The sequence below is a fragment of the Shigella sp. FC1544 genome, assembly GCF_001722145.1.
GTDB lineage: Bacteria > Pseudomonadota > Gammaproteobacteria > Enterobacterales > Enterobacteriaceae > Escherichia > Escherichia coli.
Genome location: NZ_MECT01000173.1, coordinates 1 through 3728 on the forward strand (window position 1 = coordinate 1; position 3728 = coordinate 3728).

The 3728-nt window shown below is 50.0% G+C and carries 3 protein-coding genes and 1 pseudogene; 2 read left to right on the top strand and 2 right to left on the bottom strand.

Going from position 1 to position 3728, the window contains the following annotated elements:
- On the bottom strand, window positions 1-165 hold a 165-nt coding region (locus BGK49_RS26395), incomplete at its 3' end, for an IS1 family transposase (RefSeq protein WP_047664789.1).
- A 168-nt stretch (window positions 166-333) separates the two neighbouring features.
- On the opposite strand from BGK49_RS26395, the gene yncE reads away from it, so the two are divergent.
- On the top strand, window positions 334-1395 hold the full coding sequence (gene yncE, locus BGK49_RS10645; RefSeq protein ID WP_000550674.1) for a 7-bladed beta-propeller protein YncE: 1062 nt from the start codon (window positions 334-336) through the stop codon (window positions 1393-1395).
- Between the two features lie 112 nt (window positions 1396-1507).
- On the opposite strand, the gene ansP is transcribed toward yncE, so the two are convergent.
- Window positions 1508-3007, bottom strand: a complete 1500-nt coding sequence (gene ansP, locus BGK49_RS10650) for an L-asparagine permease (RefSeq protein WP_001300590.1) — start codon at window positions 3005-3007, stop codon at window positions 1508-1510.
- A 266-nt stretch (window positions 3008-3273) separates the two neighbouring features.
- On the opposite strand from ansP, the pseudogene BGK49_RS10655 reads away from it, so the two are divergent.
- A pseudogene (locus tag BGK49_RS10655) lies at window positions 3274-3627 on the top strand (glutathione S-transferase N-terminal domain-containing protein); the annotation flags it as partial.
- Between the last annotated feature and the right edge of the window lie 101 nt (window positions 3628-3728).

A 3728-nucleotide genomic window follows, 5' to 3' on the forward strand; every position in this document is an offset into this window, starting at 1 on the left:
TTTCTGGTGCGTACCGGGCTGAGAGGCGGTGTAAGTGAACTGTAGTTGCCATGTTTTACGGCAATGAGAGCAGAGATAGCGCTGATGTCCGGCAGTGCTTTTGCCGTTACGCACCACGCCTTCAGTAGCGGAGCAGGAAGGACATCTGATGGAAATGGAAGCCACGCAAGCACCTTAAAATCACCATCATACACCAAATCAGTAAGTTGGCAGCATTACCCATTTGAGAAAATAATGATTACCATTCCCATTTATAACAAGAGCGTGACGATGATTACGCTTAGCGAAGCATTGTGAAGCAGCAAAAATATTGGTTCATCAAAGGGAGTCGTCATGCATTTACGTCATCTGTTTTCATCGCGCCTGCGTGGTTCATTACTGTTAGGTTCATTGCTTGTTGCTTCATCATTCAGTACGCAGGCCGCAGAAGAAATGCTGCGTAAAGCGGTAGGTAAAGGTGCCTACGAAATGGCTTATAGCCAGCAAGAAAACGCGCTGTGGCTCGCCACTTCGCAAAGCCGCAAACTGGATAAAGGTGGCGTGGTTTATCGTCTTGATCCGGTCACTCTGGAAGTGACGCAGGCGATCCATAACGATCTCAAGCCGTTTGGTGCCACCATCAATAACACGACTCAGACGTTGTGGTTTGGTAACACCGTAAACAGCGCGGTCACGGCGATAGATGCCAAAACGGGCGAAGTGAAAGGCCGTCTGGTGCTGGATGATCGTAAGCGCACGGAAGAGGTGCGCCCGCTGCAACCGCGTGAGCTGGTAGCTGATGATGCCACGAACACCGTTTACATCAGTGGTATTGGTAAAGAGAGCGTGATTTGGGTCGTTGATGGCGAGAATATCAAACTGAAAACCGCCATCCAGAACACCGGTAAAATGAGTACCGGTCTGGCGCTTGATAGCAAAGGCAAACGTCTTTACACCACTAACGCTGACGGCGAATTGATTACCATCGACACCGCCGACAATAAAATCCTCAGCCGTAAAAAGCTGCTGGATGACGGCAAAGAGCACTTCTTTATCAACATCAGCCTTGATACCGCCAGGCTGCGTGCATTTATCACCGATTCTAAAGCGGCAGAAGTGTTAGTGGTCGATACCCGTAATGGCAATATTCTGGCGAAGGTTGCGGCACCGGAATCACTGGCTGTGCTGTTTAACCCCGCGCGTAATGAAGCCTACGTAACGCATCGTCAGGCAGGTAAAGTCAGTGTGATTGACGCGAAAAGCTATAAAGTGGTGAAAATGTTCGATACGCCGACTCATCCAAACAGCCTGGCGCTGTCTGCCGATGGCAAAACGCTGTATGTCAGTGTGAAACAAAAATCCACTAAACAGCAGGAAGCTACCCAGCCAGACGATGTGATTCGTATTGCGCTGTAATAGATATGGCGAGGGTGAAAACGGTGAGACTTGCCTGCCTTTTATCACGGCGTATCCGGCACTTTCGTCAGTAATCTGAATTTGCCCGGCACGTAGCCGGGCAATTTTGCAATTAACTCGCCGTTTCAGGCTTAAACACAATTTCCTGTTTTTCTTCATCTTCCTCGACGACTGGCGCAGTGCTGTGAATTTCAGCAACGCGTTTGCGCACACCAAACCAGCCTATAACCAGCAGAATACCGATAATCGGCAGCGCCGCGATAGTATAAGTCCCGTTCGGGTAATCGAACGCCATCAGCACAAGGACACTCAGTAAAAACAGTAATGTCAGCCAGGAAGTGAAGGGCGCGCCAGGCAGTTTAAAACTGACATCCGCTGCTTTGCCTTCTTTAATCGCTTTACGCAGGCGCATCTGGCACACGATGATAAACGCCCATGAAGCGATGATTCCCAGCGACGCGAAGTTCAACACAATCTCAAATACGCGCGACGGCACCAGATAGTTGAGGAATACGCCGACGACATACACAACCAGTGTCGCTAGAATCCCGGCATACGGCACATGCTGACGACTCATTTTCGCCATAAAACTCGGTGCGGAACCGCCCATCGCCATTGAGCGCAGAATACGTCCGGTGCAGTACAGACCTGAGTTCAGGCTGGAGAGGGCAGCGGTCAGCACCACAATGTTCATAATGCTGCCGATATATGGCACACCCAGTTTAGAGAAAAACGTCACGAACGGACTTTGCCCCGCCTGATACGCGCTCCACGGCAATAACATAACCAGCAACACCACGGAGCCGACGTAAAACAGGCCAATACGCCAAATCACACTGTTAATGGCTTTAGGCACCATGGTCTGCGGATCTTTACATTCTCCGGCAGCTGTACCCACCATTTCAATGGAGGCAAAAGCAAACACTACGCCCTGAATCAACACCAGCGCAGGCAGCAAACCGTGGGGGAAGAAGCCGCCATTATCGGTGATTAAATGAAAGCCAGTGGTGTTGCCATCCAGCGGCTGACCACTACCGAGGAACACTGTACCCACGACCAAAAAGGTCACAATGGCGAGCACTTTAATAAGCGCAAACCAGAACTCCATCTCCGCAAACCATTTCACACCGATCATATTCATGGTGCCAACGATGGTAAGTGCAGCGAGCGCAAAGACCCACTGCGGCACGCCGCCAAACGCACCCCAGTAATGCATATACAGAGCGACGGCGGTGATATCAACAATCCCCGTCATCGCCCAGTTGATGAAGTACATCCAGCCAGCAACATAAGCGGCTTTCTCACCCAAAAACTCACGGGCATAAGAGACAAAACTGCCACTGGAAGGGCGGTGTAGCACCAGCTCACCCAATGCACGCAGAATAAAAAACGAAAACAAGCCACAAATTAAATAAACCAGTGCCAGTGCTGGACCCGCCATTTGCAGTCGGGCTCCTGCACCTAAAAACAAGCCGGTGCCAATCGCGCCGCCAATGGCGATCATCTGTACCTGGCGATTGCCCATCGCTTTGTGATACCCCTCTTCGTGGGCATTAAGCCAGCGGCGTTTCGCGGCGTGTTGATCTGAAGTGTCGGTGTCGTGTTTACTCATTGCTCTCCCTGATTGCTTTAATGAAAAAGTCATATAAGTTGCCATGAACAATATTTATTCATCCTGGCGATGATAGTTATCACCATTATTCTTTATGGGTATAAAACTATCGGCGCAGCATCCTACCCGTTATCGATATACGATGCAAAACATCCCCTTACAATCCTGAAGGGGATTCATACAACTGACGAAAAAATGACAAATACTTTTGCTGGTTAACCTGTGTACTGTCCTACACTTAATCTTTAAAAGATTGTGAGGGGCATATGATTAAGGTGTATGGCGTACCCGGATGGGGCTCTACAATCAGTGAGCTGATGCTAACACTGGCTGATATTCCTTATCAGTTCGTTGATGTCAGTGGTTTTGACCACGAGGGAACTTCACGCGAGTTATTGAAAACCCTGAACCCGTTGTGTCAGATTCCGACACTGGCGCTGGAAAATGACGAGATTATGACGGAGACAGCGGCGATTGCATTGATGGTTCTCGATCGTCGCCCGGACCTTGCGCCACCGGTTGGGCGCGCCGAACGTCAGCAGTTTCAACGGCTATTGGTCTGGCTGGTTGCTAATGTCTATCCAACATTCACTTTCGCCGATTACCCTGAGCGTTGGGCTCCTGGATTTGCCCCTATATTTCCAGACATCTGTTATCACTTAACCCATTACAAGCCCGCTGCCGCAGATATTCCCGTGGCGAGCGATAACCCAGCGCACTA